General features: G+C 71.4%; 18 protein-coding genes. 5 read left to right on the forward strand and 13 right to left on the reverse strand.

Going from position 1 to position 18907, the window contains the following annotated elements; all coding sequences use genetic code 11:
- Window positions 1–9: 9 nt before the first annotated feature.
- Window positions 10–2163, reverse strand: coding sequence for a RecQ family ATP-dependent DNA helicase (locus tag ACFY36_RS25005; protein WP_499748352.1), 2154 nt, complete (start codon window positions 2161–2163; stop codon window positions 10–12).
- Window positions 2164–2270: 107 nt separating this feature from the next.
- On the opposite strand from ACFY36_RS25005, the gene ACFY36_RS25010 reads away from it, so the two are divergent.
- Window positions 2271–2669: a hypothetical protein gene (locus ACFY36_RS25010; protein ID WP_499748353.1), complete on the forward strand. Its 399-nt coding sequence runs from the start codon at window positions 2271–2273 to the stop codon at window positions 2667–2669.
- A gap of 1 nt (window position 2670) precedes the next feature.
- On the opposite strand, the gene ACFY36_RS25015 is transcribed toward ACFY36_RS25010, so the two are convergent.
- Both ACFY36_RS25015 and ACFY36_RS25020 read right to left on the reverse strand, forming a co-directional pair.
- A complete protein-coding gene (locus tag ACFY36_RS25015; RefSeq protein ID WP_499748354.1) occupies window positions 2671–3396 on the reverse strand; it encodes an SDR family NAD(P)-dependent oxidoreductase in 726 nt (241 codons plus the stop codon).
- Window positions 3397–3406: 10 nt separating this feature from the next.
- Window positions 3407–4624, reverse strand: coding sequence for an MFS transporter (locus ACFY36_RS25020; RefSeq protein ID WP_499748355.1), 1218 nt, complete (start codon window positions 4622–4624; stop codon window positions 3407–3409).
- Window positions 4625–4883: 259 nt separating this feature from the next.
- Here ACFY36_RS25020 and ACFY36_RS25025 point away from each other — a divergent pair, with 259 nt between their 5' ends.
- Window positions 4884–6830, forward strand: a complete 1947-nt coding sequence (locus tag ACFY36_RS25025; RefSeq protein ID WP_499748356.1) for a serine/threonine-protein kinase — start codon at window positions 4884–4886, stop codon at window positions 6828–6830.
- Between the two features lie 76 nt (window positions 6831–6906).
- Here the strand turns inward: ACFY36_RS25025 and ACFY36_RS25030 are convergent, their stop codons facing one another.
- From ACFY36_RS25030 to ACFY36_RS25065, 8 genes are all read right to left on the reverse strand, one after another.
- The gene (locus tag ACFY36_RS25030) at window positions 6907–8397 is read right to left on the reverse strand and encodes a fused MFS/spermidine synthase (protein ID WP_499748357.1); all 1491 of its coding nucleotides are present in this window, start codon (window positions 8395–8397) and stop codon (window positions 6907–6909) included.
- Window positions 8398–8422: 25 nt separating this feature from the next.
- A complete protein-coding gene (locus tag ACFY36_RS25035; protein WP_499748784.1) occupies window positions 8423–9385 on the reverse strand; it encodes a coiled-coil domain-containing protein in 963 nt (320 codons plus the stop codon).
- A 112-nt stretch (window positions 9386–9497) separates the two neighbouring features.
- Complete coding sequence (locus tag ACFY36_RS25040; protein ID WP_499748358.1) at window positions 9498–10271, reverse strand: SDR family NAD(P)-dependent oxidoreductase; 774 nt, start codon at window positions 10269–10271, stop codon at window positions 9498–9500.
- An 8-nt stretch (window positions 10272–10279) separates the two neighbouring features.
- On the reverse strand, window positions 10280–11089 hold the full coding sequence (locus ACFY36_RS25045) for an inositol monophosphatase family protein (RefSeq protein WP_499748359.1): 810 nt from the start codon (window positions 11087–11089) through the stop codon (window positions 10280–10282).
- Window positions 11082–11537: a response regulator gene (locus ACFY36_RS25050; protein WP_499748360.1), complete on the reverse strand. Its 456-nt coding sequence runs from the start codon at window positions 11535–11537 to the stop codon at window positions 11082–11084. Before ACFY36_RS25050 ends, ACFY36_RS25045 begins: the two co-directional genes overlap by 8 nt.
- Entirely contained in the window at window positions 11534–13147 is a 1614-nt protein-coding gene (locus ACFY36_RS25055; protein ID WP_499748361.1) for a sensor histidine kinase, read from the reverse strand. Before ACFY36_RS25055 ends, ACFY36_RS25050 begins: the two co-directional genes overlap by 4 nt.
- Window positions 13144–14346, reverse strand: coding sequence for a PP2C family protein-serine/threonine phosphatase (locus ACFY36_RS25060; protein ID WP_499748362.1), 1203 nt, complete (start codon window positions 14344–14346; stop codon window positions 13144–13146). The genes ACFY36_RS25055 and ACFY36_RS25060 overlap by 4 nt, the downstream gene beginning before the upstream one ends.
- 81 nt (window positions 14347–14427) lie before the next feature.
- Window positions 14428–14763, reverse strand: coding sequence for a hypothetical protein (locus ACFY36_RS25065; protein ID WP_499748363.1), 336 nt, complete (start codon window positions 14761–14763; stop codon window positions 14428–14430).
- Window positions 14764–14837: 74 nt separating this feature from the next.
- On the opposite strand from ACFY36_RS25065, the gene ACFY36_RS25070 reads away from it, so the two are divergent.
- Genes ACFY36_RS25070 through ACFY36_RS25080 form a run of 3 tightly spaced genes read left to right on the forward strand, consistent with a single transcriptional unit; the run spans window position 14838 to window position 18216 of the window.
- Window positions 14838–17192, forward strand: a complete 2355-nt coding sequence (locus ACFY36_RS25070; protein WP_499748364.1) for a M28 family peptidase — start codon at window positions 14838–14840, stop codon at window positions 17190–17192.
- A gap of 2 nt (window positions 17193–17194) precedes the next feature.
- Entirely contained in the window at window positions 17195–17737 is a 543-nt protein-coding gene (locus ACFY36_RS25075) for a dihydrofolate reductase family protein (RefSeq protein ID WP_499748365.1), read from the forward strand.
- Entirely contained in the window at window positions 17734–18216 is a 483-nt protein-coding gene (locus ACFY36_RS25080) for a GNAT family N-acetyltransferase (protein WP_499748366.1), read from the forward strand. Before ACFY36_RS25075 ends, ACFY36_RS25080 begins: the two co-directional genes overlap by 4 nt.
- Here ACFY36_RS25080 and ACFY36_RS25085 read toward each other — a convergent pair.
- The gene (locus ACFY36_RS25085) at window positions 18213–18497 is read right to left on the reverse strand and encodes a Smr/MutS family protein (RefSeq protein ID WP_364663048.1); all 285 of its coding nucleotides are present in this window, start codon (window positions 18495–18497) and stop codon (window positions 18213–18215) included. The two genes, ACFY36_RS25080 and ACFY36_RS25085, sit on opposite strands and share 4 nt — an antisense overlap.
- Before the next feature lie 10 nt (window positions 18498–18507).
- On the reverse strand, window positions 18508–18882 hold the full coding sequence (locus ACFY36_RS25090) for a tetratricopeptide repeat protein (RefSeq protein ID WP_499748367.1): 375 nt from the start codon (window positions 18880–18882) through the stop codon (window positions 18508–18510).
- Window positions 18883–18907 lie beyond the last annotated feature (25 nt).

Consider the following 18907-nt stretch of genomic DNA (forward strand, 5'->3'; position numbering starts at 1 on the left):
GACACCGCTCTAGCCGGCGACGGCCAAGGCCAAAGGCAGCACCCCCTTGGCGCCTGAGTGGCGTAGGGCTCGGCCGGCCAAGGACATCGTCCAGCCGGAGTCGACCAAGTCGTCCACCAGGAGGACCGGGCCCGTGAGGGAGGGCAGCTCGACGGTCAGCTCGGTGGGGACCGTGAACGCGTCGTGCAAGGAACGGACCCGCTGGGCGCTGTTGCCTCGGTGGCCCGACTCCGTGGTGTGGGCCGATGTCACGGTGCCCAGCATCGGGAGGCGGCCCACCCGGGCGATGTGGTCGGCCAGCGAGCGGATCAGCTCCGGATGGCGGCGGGAGACGATCGCCACCACGGCGGCCGGGCGCTCCGACCACGCGTTGTCGCCGTGGGCCCAGTTCTTGAGGATCTCGACCACGGCCGCGGCCAGGTCGTCGGGGATCGGCGCGTCGGCCGCCTCGGGCGCGACCAAGGCGCGCAGCCTGTTTCCCCAGCCCAGGTCGGAGAGGCGGCCCACGGCACGGCCGGGCTCTATCTGCTCACTCGGCGCGATCTTGCCCTTGAGGGAGACCCCGACCGCCGCCAAGCCGGTCGGCCACATCTTCTTCGGGGCGATCTCGACGCCCGGGCGGCCGAGAAAAGCGTCGGCCGCGGCCAGGGCGGCGCCTGACACTTCGGCGTCGAACAGTGGGTCGGCGCAGTTGTCGCATCGGCCGCACGGCGCGGCCTCCGGGTCGTCGAGGCAGCGGCGCAGGAATTCCATGCGGCAGGCGGTCGTCGAGGCGTACTCAATCATGGTCTTCTGCTCCGCCGACCTCGCCTCGGCGACCCGGCGCAACCGCTCGGTGTCGTACGTCCACGGCTCGCCGGTGGCCAGCCAACCGCCGCGCGCCCGGCGGACCGCACCGTCCACATCGAGCACTTTCAGCATCATCTCGAGCCGGTTGCGCCGCAGGTCGACGAGCGGCTCGAGCGCCTGTGTGGACATCGGGCGGTCGGGCGACAGGTTGGCCAGCACCGCGCGGACCTGATCCTCAGGTGGGAAGGCCAGCGATGCGAAGTAGCGCCAGATCGCCGCGTCCTCGGCGCCCGGCAGCAGCACCACCTCGGCGTGCTCCACGGCGCGGCCGGCCCGGCCCACCTGCTGGTAATAGGCGATCGGCGAGGACGGCGCTCCCAAGTGGACGACAAACCCCAGATCGGGCTTGTCGAAGCCCATGCCCAGCGCCGACGTCGCCACCAATGCCTTGATCTTGTTGTCGAGCAGGTCCTGCTCGGCCGCCCGGCGATCGGCGTCTTCGACCTGGCCCGTGTACGACGCCACGGCGAACCCGCGCGTCCGCAGGAACTCGGCCGTCTCGGTGGCCCCGGCGACGGTCAGCGTATAGACGATGCCGGAACCGGGCAGCCGCTCGAGATGGTCGGCCAGCCAGGCCAGCCGGTGCGCCGGGTTGGGCAGGTCGAGCACGGCCAGGCGCAGCGAATCGCGGTCGAGCGGGCCGCGCAGCACGAGGGCGTCGCCCAGCTGATCGGCGACGTCGGCCGTGACCCGGGCGTTGGCGGTCGCGGTGGTGGCCAGCACCGGCGTACGGGAAGGAAGGCCGGCCAGGAAGGTCCGCAGCCGCCGATAGTCGGGGCGGAAGTCGTGGCCCCAGTCGGAGACGCAGTGCGCCTCGTCGACCACCAGCAGACCCGTGCTGGCGGCGAGGCCGGGCAGCACGTTGTCGCGGAAGTCGGGGTTGTTGAGCCGCTCGGGGCTGATCAGCAGCACGTCGACCTCGCCCGCGCGCACCTCGGCCTCGATCAGTGACCACTCGTCGAGGTTGGCCGAATTGATCGTGCGCGCCCGGATGCCGGCCCGGGCGGCGGCGTCGACCTGGTTGCGCATGAGGGCGAGCAGGGGCGAGACGATGACCGTCGGGCCCGCGGCCGAGTCGCCGGCGCGCAGCAGGGCGGTCGCGACGAAGTAGACAGCCGACTTGCCCCACCCCGTGCGCTGCACGCAGAGCACCCGGCGGCGGTCGACGGTCAGCGCCTCGATCGCCCGCCACTGGTCCTCGCGGAGTTTCGCATGGTCACCCGCGAGCCGGCGCAGGATCGCCTCGGCCCGCTCACGCACCTCGGCCCGCTGGGCCGGCGTCACTTCGGTCGTCGCACGCGTCGTCTCGGTCACCCGGCATGTCTATCAGCCCGGTCCGACAGAACCCGAGTTATCCACAGGCCCGGCGGTTATCCACAACCTCCTTGACAACTTTTTTTGTCGGTGCCAGGCTCGAACGCATGTCGAAGACGATTGCCGAGAAGCTCCTGATCAAGCCGAACACCACCGTCTGGCTTTCCGACCCCGCGCAGCTGCCCCTGCTCACGCCGATGCCCGACGGGGTGCGCGAGGCCGACCAACTGGCCACGGCGAGCACGGCGGTGCTCTTCGCGGAGAGCGCGGCCGGCGCCCGCGAGCAGCTCGAGAAACATGCGTCCGATCTGGCCCGGCCGGGCGTGTTCTGGGTCGCCTATCCGAAGGGCAACAAGGCCGACATCAACCGCGACACCCTGTGGCCGATCGTCGCCGACTTCGACATGCGGCCCTGCGGCCAGGTCTCCATCGACGACCGCTGGTCCGGCCTCCGCTTCCGCCCGAACCGCGAAGGCGAAGGCCGCTTCACCGGCGGCGCCAAATGACTCAGCGGCCCAGGACCGACCCGCCGTTGACGTTGATGATCTGGCCGGTCACGTAGTGGCCGCCCGGGCCCACCAGCCAGCGGACCGCCTCGGCGATGTCGCTGGGCTCGCCGGCCCGCTTGAGCAGCGTGGCGTCGACGCGCTTGGTGTGGCCCTCGGGAGTCATCCGGCCGGCGAAGAACTCGCTGTCGGTGACATAGCCGGGAGAGATCACGTTCGCGGTGATGCCCTCCTCGCCCAGGTCGGCGGCCAGGTCGAGGACGTAGCCGTGCAGGGCGGCCTTCGCGGCCGAATAGGGGCCGCCACCGCCCCGCTGAGCGGCGATCGAGCTGGTCAGGATGATGTGGCCGCCCGGACGGCGCAGCGCGGGCAGCAGCGCCGTGGTCAGCAGGACGGCCGTGACGACATTGGACTCGAAGTTGGCCCGCCAGTGGTCGGCCACCTCGTCGAGCTTGGCGCCGCCGCCGGCCACGTAGGCGCCGGCGTTGTTGACCAGCACGTCGAGCCGGCGATCGCCGACCGCCTCGACGACCGTGGAGACCTGGGCCGGGTCGGACACGTCGGCGGTCACCGCGGACGCCTGCGGCCCGATCCAGTCGACCGCCTCGGCCAGCACCTCGGGCCGACGGCCGACGATGATCACGTCGTATCCCTCGCCCGCGAGCATGCCGGCCGTCGCCCGGCCGATGCCCGTTCCGCCCCCACTGACCACAGCTAGCCTCGACATGCCACCGACCCTATCGACGAACCGCCGCACCGGCAGCCATGGCGATCGGACGCCACGCGGCGAGCGCCACGACGGCCATGGCCGCGGCCGCCGTCCAATACGTCGCCACCAGGCCGTACGCGGTGGCCACGACGCCACCGAGCAGGGAGCCTGCGGCGGCGCCGCCGAGGTCCAGGAAGGCGTACACACTCGAAATGCGCCCGAACATCGACGAGGGCACATCGCGCTGGCGGATCGTGGTCACCACGACGCCCCAGATGGTCGTGTGCACGCCGAAGACGACGATCATCGCGGCGGCCACCACCGGCTCGCGGGTCACGGCCAGCGTCGCGTGCAGGGCCACCTCGATCAGCAGCCCGGCCCGCAGCAGGGTCGTGGCGCCCAGCCGGCGGATCAGCGCCGGCGCCACCAGCGTGCCCAGCAGCCCGCCGACCGCGAACGCGATCAGCAGCACGCCGTAGCCGACGCCGGTCAGGCCCAGGCGCTGCTCGGCGTAGAGGACGAAGACCGCGAAGGCCGCGCAGAACACGACGTTGCCCACGGCCATCGTCAAGGCCAGGGTTCGCAGCAGACGGTGCCGAGTCAGCCAGCGGATTCCCTCGGCGATGTCCGTACGCAGGCGGGCCCGTGGCCGCTTCTCCGGCGGCGGCACCGAGCGGATCGCCGCCACCAGGGCCGCGGCCAGCGCGAACGTCAGCGCGTTGACGCCGAACGGCACGGCCGCCGCGACCACGAAGAGCCAGGCTCCCAGCGGCTTGGCCGCGAACTGGTTGAGGACGTTGAAGTTCGCGAAAAGCAGCGAGTTCGCGACGGGCCTGCGGTCGGCCGGAACCAGGGCCGGCACGAACGCCGAGCTCGCCGTGTCGGCCAGCGTCTCACCGATGCCCAACAGAAAGAACACCGCATAAATCAGGGGTACGGAGGCAGCGCCGTACCCGACCGCAAAGGCGAGGCCACCCAACGCCACGGCCCGCATGACGTTGACCGTGACGACGAGCTGGCGCCGGTCTAGCCGGTCGGCCCAGGCGCCGCTGGCCAGGGCGAACAGCAGCCACGGCAGTTGCTGGGCGAAGACGGCCCCGGCCACGGCGGCCGGGCTGTCGGTGATCGAGGCGACGAGCAGCGGGCCGGCCACCATGGTGATGCCGTCACCCAGGTTCGTGACGGCGGACGACGTCCAGAGCTTCCAGAAGTCCGCGCCCAGGGGCGCGGTGAAAAGGGCACGCAAAGGTACTCCTCGAGCGAAGGAAAACGGTCACGAGGACCGCCCCGAGGAGAGGAGCCGTGTGCCGCTGTCAGAGAGCGGCGAGTCCTCGCGCCAGGGCGGGGACGGTCACCTTGGTGAGTTGCATGCGAGCCCTCCGAGAAGCCGGGACATCGGACGCCTCACGATAACCGCCGGCCCCGAATCCGGCATTGTGGGACGAGGGACGCGGGTTTCGGCGGACGGGCACCGGGCGGGCCGCCCCTCGGGTCACAATCGGCACATGGGGCGGACGGAGCGAAACGGACAAGACGATTCGCTTCGTATAGCCGAGCGTTATCGCCTCGTCGAAAAGCTCGGCAGCGGCGGCATGTCCGAGGTGTGGCGCGGGTTCGACGAGACGCTCGGGCGATCGGTAGCGGTCAAGGTGCTGTCGTCGAAGCTGGCCGCGGACCAGAGCTTCCGGGACCGGCTCCGGCAGGAGGCCCTGGCCGCCGCCCGGCTCTGCCATCCGCACATCACCGGCGTGTACGACTTCGGCGAGTCGGCGCTGGACCAGCAGGTCACCGTGCCGTTCGTGGTGATGGAGCTCAACGACGGCGAGTCGGTGGCGGCCCGGATCGCCCGGCAGGGGCCGCTGGCCTGGCGGGACGCGGTCGGCGTGGCCGTCGAGGTGGCGTCGGCGCTGGCCACCGCGCACGCCCGAGGGGTCGTGCACCGCGACGTCACCCCGGCCAACGTCATGCTGACCGGGGCCGGGGCCAAGGTGGTCGACTTCGGCATCTCGGCGATCGTCGGCCAGCGCGACGCCGCACCCGACGGCAGCCTGCTCGGCACCCCCGCCTATCTGGCACCGGAACGGCTCGGCGGCTCACAGGTCTCGGCGTCGGCCGACGTGTACGCCCTCGGCCTGCTCCTCTACCGATCGCTCACCGGCCGCCTGCCCTGGCCGGCCGAGACGACCGCGGACGCCCTCCGAGCCCACCTGTACGCCGACCCGGAGCCATTGCCCACCCTCCCGGGCATGCCGCCGGCCGTAGCCGACCTGTGCATGCGCTGCCTGACCAAGAGTCCCGAGGAGCGCCCCGGCGCCGCCGAGGTGGCACACGCGCTGGCCGCCATCATCGGCGTCCAGGCGGTCATCCCCGCGCTCCCCCAGCGCTTTTCAGATTCCCCGGCGACCGTACGGGGTTCAGCCACGCACCCTGGATTCGCGCACCGTTCCCCCGCTGCCACGCCCGCTGACGATGCGGGCGCCGCGAAGGCCGACGATGAGAAGGCGGCGGACGTGAACGGGCTGGGACCGACCGGCCCGATACAGCCGCCGCGGGCGGCCCCCACCGATCCCGTTCCGGCCAAGCCGGGCCGCTCGTTGCTCGCCCATCTGAGGTCGGGCCTGCGCCCCTCGGTGAAGGTGCTCCGGCTGCGGGCCCGGCTGAGGATCGGCGCCGTCCTGCGCCGCCGGCCCCGGCCGCTCGGGGACGGCCTCTTCGCGGGTGGCGGCCTTCGGCGCCCCGATCCGGGGCGCCCGGAGCTGCCGGGTGGGCGCAATCGCTTCCAGGCCGGCGCGGTCACGCTGGCTGTGCTCGCGGCGGCCGGGATCAGCTGGGCCACCACCCGCGACAGCCCCGACGTCCAGGAGGCGCAGGCGGCCGGCGCCGGCGTGGTCGCGGCCGGCCCGGCCGAGGTCACCTGCTCGGTCCGCTATCAGCTGCGCAGCGACTCCGGCCGCGCCTACGTGGCCCGGCTGACCGTGGCCACCAGCGAGACGGACGCCGAGTGGCGGCTCCAGTTCTCCTATCCGGGCACGCAGCGTCTCACCAGCGTCCCGAAGACCGTCACCCAGAAGGGTCAACGGGTGACGGCGAAGGGTAGCGGCAAGCATCAGAGCTTCACCCTGCGTGGTGAATACCGCGACCACAACCCGCTACCGCTGTCGTTCAGTGTGGACGACCACAAGTGTCAGGCCGAGGTGCTCGGCAGCACTCCCGCCAGCCGCCGCGACCGCGCTCCCGATCCGGGCCTCCGCGAGACCGATCAGGCCGAGGCCGTGGCCGCCGAGAAATCACACGGCCAGGGCGGCGGGACGAAACGCCGCAAAGAGGGCACGCCGCAGAGGAAGGTCGGCGTTCCCGCTCCGAAGCCCACCAAGACGGCCACGCCCGCGCCGGCCACCTCGCCACCGATCGCCCGAAAGGCAACCGGCACCGGCTACTCCCTGGCCCTCTGAGCGCGAGGGCGCGAGGGCGCGAGGGCGCGAGGGCGCGCGGGCGCGCGGGCGCGCGGGCGCGCGGGCGCGCGGAATCTCAGCCGGCCAGCAGCTGGTCGACCGGGGCGTAGTCGTCGGTCAGGACCCGGGCGTCGTCCACGAAAGCGTCCAGCGGAGCGCCGGCCAGCACGGTCACCGGCTCCTTGGCCTGGGTGGCCAGCCGGGAACGGACCGCGTCCAGCGGCAGCTCGCTCTTCGACGCCATGATGACGAAGTTCGAGCCCGCCTTGCCGTCCAGCGCGTCCTGCGGCGCGATCACCGCCACATGCGGGAACGCCGCCGCCACCGTTGCTATCTCGGCCCGGATGAACCTGTTCGGCGGGTAGTCGATCACGTTCTGGACGTAGAGGCCGGACGGCCTCGTGACCCGGGCGATGTCCTGCGCCATCTCCTTCGTCGCCAGATGCCAGGGCACCACCAGGTAGCCGAAGGCGTCCCCGATCACGAAGTCGTACGCCGCTGTCTCCTGCGCCGCCACCGCCACCCGCGCGTCGCCCACCCGGACCCTCAGGTCGGGGCCTGTCACCAGGCCCAGCTTCTCCCTGTCGAGGTCGACCAGCCCGCCGTCGAGCTCGGCCACCAGTTGATCGCTGCCGGGCCTGGTCTCCTTCAGGTAGTTCGGCATCGTGAACCCGCCCCCGCCGATGTGCAGCGCGTCCACCGGGCCCGGCGGCAGCACGTCGGCCGCCGACGCGATCCACTGGATGTATGCGAACTCCAGATGCTTCGGGTCGTTCAGGTCGACGTACGAGTGCCGGGCCGAGTTCAGGATCAGGGTCCGCCCGCTCGGTTTCGCCGCGTCCGTCTCGACCCTCGCGCAGTGATACGCCGTCTCCACGTCGCACGGATTCGGCGACGACACCCCCAGCCCTGCCCCCACCAGGCCCACCGTCACGAGCGCGGCCTTGACCTTCGGCTTGACCGGGACCGACGCCCGTAGCCACCACCACAGCACCCCGCCCGCGACCGCCAGCAGCACCGCCAGCGTGAGCACGATCCACGACGACGGCACCGCCGCCACGAAGATGAAGCCGGTGGCCAGGGTGGCCGTGATCGCGCCCAGCGTGCCGATGCTGGACAGCCGGCCGACCACCGACCCGGTCCGGTTGAGGTCGCTGAGCTGGAGCTTCACCACCAGCGGGCTGACCGCCGACAGGATGAAGGCGGGCAGGAACACGGCCAGGGCGGCCAGCAGCAGCACCGCCGGGGCCGCCCCGCCGCGCAGCAGCTCGCCGCCGTAGCGGACCAGCGGCAGGGTCACCGCCGTGCCCATCGCCCCCAGCAGCAGGGCGGGGGCGAGCAGCGAACGCGGGTCGTAGCGGTCGGCGAGGCGGCCGCCCAGCCACGTGCCGTACGCGATGGCCGCCAGCGCGATCCCGATGACGGAGCTGCTGACCTGGAGGGTCACGCCCACATAGGGACCGACCAGCCGCAGCGCGACGATCTCGAGGACGAGCACGGCCCCGCTGGAGCCGAAGACCAGGGCGGTGGCGAGACCGGACGGCAGGGCGCGCGGTGGGTTTCCCATCAGCCGGATGTTATCCGGGCCACGATCAGAGCATGGAGAGGTGCACGTGGTTCGTGTGGACCACCGAGGGCCCGCCGCTCGCGCTGTAACTCTTCCAGCCGGTGCCGGGCATCCAGATCTGCCGATACCAGATCACGTACATCACGCCGAGCTCGTCGGCGTTCTTGATGAAGTACGACGCGAGCCGGTCCCCGTACGCCTTGTCGCTGCCGGTGGCGGCCGAGTTCTTGAAAGTGGACGCGTTGGCCGAGAAGTCGCAGGCCCGGCCCTTGGGGTGTTCGCCCGAGGAGCGCTGACTCCAGCACACCGTGTAGTGGGTGAAGCCGGCCAGGCGGGCTTCCTTGTACGCGTGGAGCGTGCGCGGCGTGAGGCAGCCCGAGCTCGACGGGTCTTTGACCGAGCAGGACTCGTCGGGCCAGGAGCCGTCGGAGTTACGCGGGGCCGGCTGGGCCGCCGGCGAATTGGCCGAGACGAATCCGCCCGAGGTGGCCCCGCCGCCGACGCTGGCCAGGGCGCGCTGCGCTTCCTTCTTCTTCTTGGTCAGCGCCGCGACCTGCTTGGTCTGCTCGACGACCTCTTTGTCGATGGCCACCTTGGCCGCCTTGGCCTTGGTCACCGAGTCGCGATATTGGTTGAGGATCTGGCTGTCGAGCTGGGCCATCATGTCGAGGCGCTCGATGCGCTCCAGGAAGACGTCGGGCGAGCTGCTGTCGAGCAGCATCGACATCGTGCTGGGCCGGCCGAGCCGGTAGGACCGGCTGGCGATCTCGGAGACCTGGCCCTCCATGCCTTTGGCCCGCGCCTCCGACTGCTTGACCGTGGCCTGGAGCTGGGTCTGGCGCTTCTTCGACGCGTTGAGCTTCTGGATCGCGGTGGCCTGGCCCTTGGCGGCGGACTCGAGCGCACTGCGCAGGGTCTTGCTGTCTCCCTCGTCGGGATCGGCTTGCGCCGGGCTCGGCACGGTCAGCACCAGAACGACCACTGCCATGAGCAGGGCGAGCCCAGCGCTGATCCGGCGCAGGAAAACCGCCGCCACGGATACCTCCCCTATCGTCAGCGCGGGGAACTTTACCGTGCTGCGCAAGGGATCGGCAGATCGATCAAGTAGCCGAGTAACCACCGTCGACGAAGAGTGTCTGGCCCGTCACGGCGACGGCAGCATCACTGGCCAGAAAGACGGCACATGCCCCGAAATCATCCGGTACGCCGTTTCTCCCGATCATGGTGCGGGCGGCGTGCTTGGCGACCGTGGCCGGGTCGGCGAAGACCGGTTCGGTCAGTGGCGTGTGGACGACGCCGGGCGCGATCGCGTTGACGCGGACGCCGCGCGGTGACCACGCCTCGGCCTGCGACCGGGTCAGCCCGACCAGTCCGGCCTTGGCCGCTCCGTAGGCGCCGCTGTTGCCGTACGCCCGGAATGCCTGCTGTGAGACCACATTGATGATTCGTCCCCAGCCGCGCGACGCCATCCGCGGGCCGAAGGCCTGCCCGAGCAGGAACGGAGCCGTCAGGTTGGCCGCGAGCGTCACGTCCCAGTCGTCGTCGGTGAGCGCGTCCAGCGGCGGGCGCCGGTTGACGGCCGCCGAGTTCACCAGCACGTCGGGGGACCCGTACGTCTCAATGATCTCCGAAGCGACGGCCGTGACCGCCTCACGCACCGCGAGATCGGCCGAGATGGCGTGCCCCTCGGCGCCGGCCGCGCGCAGCTCCTCGACGACCTCGGCCAGCGGCTCGGCGCGACGGGCGATCACGATCACGCGCGCGCCCGCCTGCCCCAGCGCGACCGCCATGGCGCGGCCGATGCCCGAGCTGCCTCCGGTCACCACGGCCGTGCGGCCTTTCAGACCGAAGACGCTTTCGAGGTACGTCGACACGTGCGCCCCTAGAGGATCGACGGATCGGGGAACAACGTGTCGCGGACGGTGTGCCACACGTCGTCGTTGGGCGCCACGAGCATGCCGCGCTCACTGTCCGTGGGCTTGTAGGGCGTGCCGTCGAGATGCAGCACGGTGCCGCCGGCCTCCCGGATGATCAGCGAGCCCGGCACGTGGTCCCATGGCAGGATCCGCCAGAAGAGCACGAACTGCTGCTCGTCGAGGGCGAGGGCCGGATATTCGTAGCCGGCACAGTGATGACCGTTGGTGACCTCGCCGAACGCGGACGTGTGGGCGTCGGCCACCTCGCGCAGATGCTGCGGAAGGTAGTGCCGCGCCACGATGCCGCGCAGCGCCGCGGCGCCGGGATCGTCGGTGCGGGTCTTCACCCGTACGCCGTCGCGATAAGCCCCGGAGCCGGCCTCGGCCAGCGTCAGATGGTCGCCGACCACGTCGAGGATCCACGACGCCGTCGGCTCGCCGTCACGCACCAGCGCCACCATGACGCAGAACGGCGTCTTGCCGGCGGCGAAGTTGTTGGTCCCGTCGACCGGGTCGACGATCCAGACGTCGCCGCCGTCGCGCAGCCGGTCGAGCACACGAGGGTCGGCCGCGACCGCTTCCTCGCCGACCACCGTCGAGCCGGGCAGCAGCGCGGTGAGCCCGCGGGTCAGGGCTTTCTCGGACTCCTGGTCGGCAATGGTGACCAGGTCACCCGGGGCCTTCTGCTTGATCTCGTCGTCGGCCAGGTGGCGGAAACGCGGCAGCACCTCGGTCGCCGCGACCTCGCGGATGAGATCGGCGACCTGGTCAAGCACGCGGCGGCAACTTCACGACGCTGACGAAGAACTCGTCGATCTGCCGGATCACCGCGATGAACCGCTCGAAGTCGACCGGCTTGGTCACGTACGCGTTCGCGTGCAGCTGGTAGCTGCGCAGGATGTCCTCGTCGGCGGCGGACGTGGTGAGCACGACGACCGGGATGCGGCCCAGGTCGGGGTCCTTCTTGACCTCTTCCAGCACCTCGCGGCCGTCCCGCTTGGGCAGGTTGAGGTCGAGCAGGATCAGGTCGGGGCGTACGGCGTCGGCGAACTCGCCCTCGCGGCGCAGGTAGGCCAGAGCCTGCGCGCCGTCGGAGACGACGTTGAGCCGGTTGCGGACCTTGTGCTCCTCGAACGCCTCCTGCGTCATCAGCACGTCGCCCGGATCGTCCTCGACCAGCAGCACCTCGATGGGGGTGCCGTCCGCCCGAACAGCGCCTGTCATGCCGTGACCTCTTTCCGCGTCTCCTGCGCCGGAACCTCGGGCGCGTCGTCGTCCTCGTCAGTTCCCGGCAGCACCGGAAGCGTGAAGTAGATCGACGTGCCTTCCTCGACCTCGAGGTCCAGCCAGATCCGTCCGCCATGATATTCGACGATCTTCTTGACGATCGCCAGTCCGATGCCGGTGCCCTCGTACGCGTCCCGGGCGTGCAGGCGCTGGAAGATCACGAAGACCTTGTCGGCGAACTCGGCCTCGATGCCGATGCCGTTGTCCCGGACGTTGATCCGCCACTCCTTGCCCTCCCGCTCGGCGCTCACCTTGATCACCGGTGGCACGCCGGGGCGGCGGAACTTGAGCGAGTTGCCGATCAGGTTGACGAAGAGCGTGGTGAGCAGCGGCTCCTCGCCCTCGACGGTCGGCAGGTCGTCCCAGACGATCTCGGCGTCCTCGCCGGCCCGGGCCTCCAGCTGCGATTTCACCTCGGGCAGGACCCGGCCCAGGTCGACATCGGTGAAGCCCGCGGTGAGGCGGCCGATGCGCGAGAAGGCGAGCAGGTCGTTGATCAGGCGCTGCATGCGCTGGGCGCCGTCGACCGCGAAGGCGATGTACTGGTCGGCGCGCTCGTCCAGCTGACCCGAGTAGCGGCGCTGGAGGAGCTGGCAGAAGCTGGCCACCTTGCGCAGCGGCTCCTGAAGGTCGTGCGAGGCGACGTACGCGAACTGCTCGAGGTCGCGGTTGGAGCGGGTCAGCTCCTCCGCCTGGATCTTGAGCTGGTCGTTGATCCACTCGATCTGGGTGCGGGCCTCGCGGACCTCGGCCAGCTCGGCCGCGATCTTCTGCCGCATGCCGTCGACGTCGTCGGCCAGGCTGGCCAGCTCGGGCGAGCCGGTGCTGGTGATGTGCTTCTCGTAGTCGCCGTCGGCCACCTGCCGGACCTGGCCGGCCAGCTCGACCACGGGCCGGGTGACCAGGCGGTCGAGCAGCAGCAGGAGAGCGGCCCCGGCCAGGATGATGATGGCCGCGGCCGCGATCTGGATCGCCACCATGCTCTGGCTCGAGTCCTTGGCCGCGGTGGCCGATTTCTGCCGCAGCACCTGGATGTCGTCCTGCATCAGCGCGATCGACTTGCGCAGCTCGTCGAACTGGGTGGTCGAGGCCGCGTTGATCTTCTCCTGGCCCGCGTCGGCGCCGCCGGTCTCGATGGCCTGGATGACCGGGGTGGCGACCTGGCTGTGCCAGACGGCGGCCCGCTCCTGCACCACCTGCAGCGACTCCCGGATGGCGGTGTCGTCGGAGTGCAGATAGCCGTCGAGCCGGGCGATCAGCCGCGTCTCGTCGGCCACACCGGTCGTGTACGGCTCGAGGTTGGCCTTGTCACCGGTGATCGCGTAACCGCGGATGCCGGTCTCCTGGTCGACGTAGGCCGTGTTCAGCGCCTCGCCGGCCGCGCGCATCGGGCTGGCCCGGTTGAGCACGTCGTCGAGCTGGCGGTTGTTCTCCGTCGCGGTGATCGCGGCCAGCACGGCCAGCCCGGAGAGCAGGATGCCGACCGCGATGCAGAGGGCGACGACCCGGCGCCGCAACGTCCAGGTGCGCACGCTCAAGACGTTCACCGCCCACTCCCCTGCGAGATCAGCAACATGGCCACGTCGTCGGCCAGCGGGCCGCCGTTGGCCTGCTCGGCCCGGCCCACCAGCCACGCCGGAAGCGCGGGCAGCGGCACCGCCCGGGCCGCGTCCTCGCCGAGCAGGCCGCACAGGCCCTCCACGTCGAGCCGCTCGTTCCCGTCGCCGGTGTGACCCTCGATCAGGCCGTCGGTGTACATCAGCAAGGACCAGTCATCTCCGGAGAACTCGATCTCGGTCGCGGGCGTGGGCCGGGGGCTCACCCCGAGCACGATCCCGGTCCGGGCGTTCACCGGCACGGCCCGTCCACCCGAGAGCAGCACCGGCGGCGGGTGGCCGGCCAGCCGTACGACGGCCTTGTTGCGGGAGAGGTCGAGCGTCACCGCGGCGCAGGTGGCGAAGACCTCGCGGGCCCGCCGCTCGCTCATCAGCACCTGCTCCAGGGAGGCCAGGATCTGATCGTCCGGCACGCCGGCCAGCACGAGCGCCCGCCACGCGACCCGGAGCTCGACGCCGAGGGCGGCCTCGTCGACACCGTGCCCGCAGACATCGCCCACGATCACCTGAAGCTTGTCGTCGCCGACCTGCACGACGTCGAAGAAGTCGCCGCCGAGCAGGCCCATGGCCCGCCCCGAGCGGTAGAAGGTGTGCACCGACACCTGCTCGGTGGACATCAGCGGCTGGGGCAGCAGGCCGCGCTCGAGACGGGCCGACTCGGCCTGGCGCAGCTCCACCTCACGCAGCCGCTGCGCGTTCTCGTCGGCCCGCTTGCGCTCGACCGCGTACCGCAGCGCGCGGGTCAGCAGCACGCCGTCGACCTGGCCCTTGACCAGGTAGTCCTGGGCGCCCTCGGCGACCGAGGCGACACCCAGGTGCTCGTCCGAGCGGCCGGTGAGCACGCAGACCGCGGCGCTGCCGGCCACGGCCAGCAGCTTGCGCAGGCCGTCGATGCCCTCGGCGTCGGGCAGGCCCAGGTCGAGCAGCACGCACTGCACGCCGCGGAGCATGCCGCGGGCCTCGCGCAGGCTGGTCGCCACCCGCAGGTCGAACGGGGCCTCGGCCTCGTCCAGCAGCTCACGCACCAGGAAGGCGTCGCCCTCGTCGTCCTCGACCAGCAGGATGCGCAGGCGCTCCTGGGGGACGGGACTGCTGGTGCGGGCACGCGGCGCGACGGACCGCTCAGTCATGCCCCACCCCGATCGCTCCCACCCCGCGCCGACCCGCTGATCGTGTACCACCGGCTGGCCGGGCACAACACCGAGGAGGTCTCACATGGCCTCCTCGGCCGCCACGCGCCGGGCGTGGTGGGCGATGACCTCACCAAGGATGCCATGGAGCCGTCCGCACTCCCGGCAGTGCAGATTCTCGTCGAGCAGGCGGCTGCCGCACTCGACGCAGGTGCCCCGGTCGTCCGGATCGCGGTAGGACTCCAGGGCCCGGCACATGGCGCGGATCACGTGATCGCCGACGGTAAAGGTCGCCTCGCCCAGCGCCGTGCGCACGCCGACGACGGCGACCGGCGCGGCCCCTGGCTGAGGGTCATAGGGCGCCACCCGGTCGATGAACTCCGCGACGACGGCGGCGGGGTCGAACGGCGTGCTCACCCCGACAACGCTAGGCCACGCCCGAAACGATCTTTCCACTACCCGCTGCCCGGTACAGGCGCTTAGATGTGCGCATGCGCGCACCAGCCCTTGCCGACCCGGCCCGCCGGGCATCGGCCGCCGTGATCGCGATTGTCGTGTTCGTGCTGGCCGGCTTCGCGGCGGCGCGCGCGGTGCGGCCGCCCGAGGCGCGGTCCGCCTCGGCGCCGGCCGGGGAGTTCAGCGCGGGGCGGGCGTTCCAGCAGGTCGAGGCGATCGCCACCCGGCCCCACCCGGTCGGGAGCGCCGCGCAGGACGAGGTGCGCGAGCATCTGCTGACCACCCTGCGCGGGCTCGGGCTCTCGCCCGAGGTGCAGGACACGGTCTCGGTGCAGGGGGCCGGGCTCTCCTCCAGCGCGGGCGGCACGAGCTTCGCCCACGTCCGCAACGTGGTCGCGGTGATACCGGGCACGGCCTCCACCGGCCGGTTGTTCCTGGTCGCGCATTACGACTCGGTGCAGACCGGGCCGGGCGGCAACGACGACGCCGCCGGCACGTCGGCCATCCTCGAGACCGCACGGGCCCTGCTGGCCGGTCCGCGGCCGCGCAACGACGTCGTGCTGGTGCTGACCGACGGCGAGGAGGCCTGCCTGTGCGGGGCCAAGGCGTTCGTCGATCAGCATCCGCTGGCCCGCGACGGCGGCATCGTGCTCAACCTCGAGGCCCGCGGCAGCTCCGGCCCGGCGATCATGTTCGAGACCACCGACCGGAACAGCCGGCTGGTCGGCGTGTACGGCTCGGCGCCGCGCCCGGTCGGCACGTCGTTCGCGGTCGAGATCTACCGCCTGATGCCGAACGACACCGACTTCACCGCGTTCAAGGACGCCGGCTTCGCCGGTCTGAACGCCGCCTACATCGACGGCGCCGCCATCTATCACGCCCCGACCGACGTGCCCGGGGTGATGGACAAGGACAGCCTTCAGCATCACGGCGACAACACCCTCGCCCTCACCCGTGAGCTGGGCGATCGTGATCTGACGAAGCTGAGCAGCGGCCAGGACGCCACCTACTTCCCGGTGCCCGGCCTGCTCGTGCGCTATCCGGGCGCGCTGGTCTGGCCGCTGGCCGTGCTGGCGCTGCTCGCGGTGGCCGCCCTGGCCTGGCTGACCCGCCGCCGAGGGTTGATCACCGGGCGCCGGCTCGCGGCCTCGGCCGGGCTCACGCTGATCCCGCTGCTGCTGGCGCCGGTGCTGGCCCAGGTCCTGTGGTGGCTGCTCACGCTGATCCGGCCCGGTTACGCCGAGCTGCCCATCGATCCGTACCGCCCCGGGTGGTACCGGCTGGCCGTCGTGGCCCTCACCGCGGCCGTGCTGTTCGCCTGGTTCGCCCTGTTCCGGCGCAAGGTGGGCCCGGCCGCGCTGTCCATCGCCGGGCTGGCCTGGCTGGCCGTGCTCGGCGTGGCGCTGGCCGCGGTCACCCCCGGCGGCTCCTACCTGGCCGCTCTGCCCGCCCTGGCCGGGGCGGTCGCGGGCCTGGTCGCCGTCCACGCCCGGCCCTGGCTCCAGGTGCTCGCGGTGACCGTGGGCGGGGCCGTCGCGGTGGTGATCCTGCTGCCCACGGTGGTCATGCTCTTCCCGGCGCTCGGCCTGCAACTGGGCGCGGCCGGCGCGTTCCTCACCGTCCTGCTCGGCCTGGCCCTGCTGCCCGTGATCGACCTGATCCATCCCGTCCCCGGCGGCCGCCGGGGCGTGGAGGCGGCGCGCGACCGGCGGCTCGGTGCGCTGCCCACCGTGGCCACCGCCCTGGCCGCGGTCGTCTTCACCGTCGTGGGCCTCGCGGTCGACCGGTTCGACGCCGAGCACCCCTCGCCGACCCAGCTCATGTACGCGATGAACGCCGACGACAACACCGCGCGGTGGATCAGCGACGAGCCGAAAACCCAGGAATGGACCAGCCAGTACGTCTCGGGCGACCTTCACCGCGTCGACGACACGCTGCCCGCGTTCGGCGCCGAACAGGTCCGCACCGGCACGGCCCAGCCCGCTTCCCTGCCCGCCCCGAAACTCTCCCTCATCAGTGACACCCGGTCGGGCGACACGCGGACGGTGCAGGTGCACGTCGAGCCGCAGCGGCCGGTCCGGCTGGTCACCCTGCACGTCGGGGCCGACACGCCGGTCAGCGCGGCCACCGTCGAAGGCCACAACGTGCCGGTCGACAAGCCCGCCGCCGGCAGCCCGTGGGGCTTCGGCTTCGCCTTCCACGCCCCGCCCACCGGCGGCATCGACGTGACGGTGACCGTGCGCGCCTCCGGCCCGATCAGATTCAGGGCCATGGACGGCAGCGACGGCCTCACCGCCCTGCCCGGCTTCAAGGCCCGCCCGGCCGATGTCGGCGCCGTCGGCTCACACACCAGTGAGCTGCTCGCAGTGGCGAAGACCTATACGTTGTGACCATGGCGAAGGTCCTCTACTCCGTGCAGATGTCCCTGGACGGCTACATCGCCGGCCCGGGTGGCGACATGTCCTGGCTCGCCCCGCACCTCGGGCCCAACCCGACCGCCGACGGCCTGGTCGACCGGATCGGCGCGATGCTGGCCGGTAACCGCACCTTCGGCGGCGACGACCCGAACAAGGGCACCGACAAGGAGGGCGCCATGTCCGGCGCCTGGCAGGGCCCGCAGTTCGTGCTCACCCACCGGCCACCGGAGACGCCGGTGCCGGGCGTCACCTTCGTCACCGACCTGCGCGACGCCGTCGAGAAAGCCAAAGAGGCGGCCGGCGACCGCTACGTGAACCTGCTCGGCGCCGACGTCGCGCGGCAGGCCCTGGCCGCCGGGCTGGTCGACGAGATCCTGACCTTCGTCTCGCCCGTGCTGCTGGGCGACGGCACCCGGCTGTTCACCCAGCCGGGCGGCGCGGAGATCCAGCTGGAACGGATCCGGCAGGTCGACCACGATCCGGTGGCCGGCCTCTGGTACCGAGTCGTGAAGGCGTGAGGATCGCCCCGGCCGGGACGGAGCACGCCGCCGAGCTGCGCGAGGTGTACACCGAGGCGTTCCAGGAGACCTGGCGGGACGACACGCTGCCCACGCACGCCGGCCGGGCCGGCTTCAAGTGCCTGGCCGCGTGGGACGGCGAAGAGATGGTGGGATTCACGTACGGCTACACGGGCGACTTCGGTCAGTGGTGGACCGACCACATCGCCGCCCGCGTCTCCCCCGAGCTGTCCGAGGAGTGGCTGGGCGGGCACTTCGAGCTCGTCGAGCTGGCCGTGCGGCCCTCGCACGAGCGGCGCGGACTCGGGACCGCACTGCACGACGCCCTGTTGGAGGGGCTGCCGCACCGGGTCGCCCTGCTCACCGCGACCGACGACGAGAACGCGCCGGCCCGGCGGCTCTATCACCGCAAGGGCTGGCGCGTTCTGGCCGGCGAGGTCTTCGACGGGGCGGTGCTCATGGGGCGGCGGCTGAACTAGCGGCCCCGGCCACGACGGCCGGTGGGCGCGTCGTGGCGGAAGTGCACGAAGAGCCGGCCCCAGTTGTCGCCGTCCTTCTCCACCCGGTGATAGAGCTGCTTGATCTCTTTCTGGTCGAGGAAGCGGAGCACCTTCTTCTTCAGCGCCCCGCTCCCCTTGCCCGGGATGATCTCGACCATGGCGGCCTTCTTCTGGATGGCCTCGTCGATCACGCCGCGCAGCGCGCGGTCGATCTCGGTGCCCTTGTTGAAGATGTCGTGCAGGTCGAGCTTCAGCTTCACGTCGAAGATCCTATTTCTCGGTGTCGGACTTGCCGAGCCATTCCTCGACCCGGTGCACGGCCTCGGAGTAGTCGGTGTGCTGCTTCATCGCGGCGGCCAGCCGCAGGTGAGGCAGGGCCTCACGAAAGCGGCCGGCCCTCTCCAGGGTCCGGCCGAGCACGTGGTGCGCGTAGTGATCCGATGGATCATGCTCCACGAGCTCTCTGAGCTGCTTCTCCGCCCCGTTCAGCTGGGCCGAGTTGAAATAGGCCCGGGCGAGCAGGAGACGTACGGCCGAATTGTGCGGCTCCGCCTCGACTATCGGCTCGAGCAGGCGCGCGGCCCCGAGCGGGTCGCCGGACTCGAAGTAGAAGGTCGCCTTGCGGTAGTCCTCCAGAAGATCCACGTCCCACGCTCCTCTGCCCACGCGC

The organism is Actinoplanes sp. NPDC000266, assembly GCF_042899005.1.
Taxonomy (GTDB): Bacteria; Actinomycetota; Actinomycetes; order Mycobacteriales; family Micromonosporaceae; genus Actinoplanes.